At 39.6% G+C, this 772-nt stretch carries 1 protein-coding gene; it reads right to left on the bottom strand.

What is annotated here, in order from left to right; all coding sequences use genetic code 11:
* Window positions 1-176 precede the first annotated feature (176 nt).
* Window positions 177-671 carry a hypothetical protein gene (locus tag AAEY93_RS20315; protein ID WP_351079436.1) on the bottom strand — a complete coding sequence of 165 codons (495 nt, stop codon included), beginning with the start codon at window positions 669-671 and terminating at the stop codon, window positions 177-179.
* Between the last annotated feature and the right edge of the window lie 101 nt (window positions 672-772).

Below are 772 nucleotides of genomic sequence, written 5' to 3'. Positions count from 1 at the left end.
AAGCCTAACGGTTTCAATGAGGATTATGAACTCAATTGAAGCCTCATTTGGCTCCGCGCAGCGGCTTAGTTCAACGCTTTGCACAACGGCGTAGTAATTTGGCGTGGCTTTTTGCGTTTCTTTGCAAAAACCGCGACACATTACGGAGTCCGTTGGTGCTACTTGTTACATGCTGATTAGCTAGCATACCTATCCATGCAGTATGTTAAAAGCGAACAAGAATGCTCGAAGTTGTCTTTCTGTTCTTGAAACTGATAAGCCCATTTAATGCCGTGGAAATAATTATTTCTGAATCTTAGAACAATTATAAGACAACAAGCTAACTTACTAGCTGCATCGTTTAATGTGCCGAGTAACACGCTTTTTACTAGGTCTTCGTGATCATTGCGACGAAAGTGCAAGCGAATGTACCTATGGGTAAACTCATTATTTTCGACATATCTAGTTTTGAAGTAAGCTAGATGTTCATCTAAAAAATCGGAGTCAATTCCGCTAGTTTCTTCCCAGCTTTTAGACTTATCTATTATTTTCTGAGCCGATGCGCTTTCATTAAGTAATTGCGCTTCAAATAACGTCCATATAAGCGCAAAACTTGATATTGCTTTCCTCTCGCCTTCTGAGAGGTTTTCATATCCTAGTCCTTTACTTTCTAAATATGCTGCAACTTCCATTATTCTCTCTATTGTTTATGCATGTAACGTTTTAGTATTTATGCGTTGCGCTGTTTGCAAGGCATAAATCGCTTGTTGGACTTGGCCGATGCCTAGTCAAA

The organism is Shewanella sp. CAL98-MNA-CIBAN-0140 (genome assembly GCF_040309905.1).
Classification (GTDB): Bacteria; Pseudomonadota; Gammaproteobacteria; order Enterobacterales; family Shewanellaceae; genus Shewanella; species Shewanella psychromarinicola.
The sequence above is the reverse complement of the archived record's forward strand: the minus strand, read 5'-3'. Positions and strand labels throughout refer to the sequence as shown.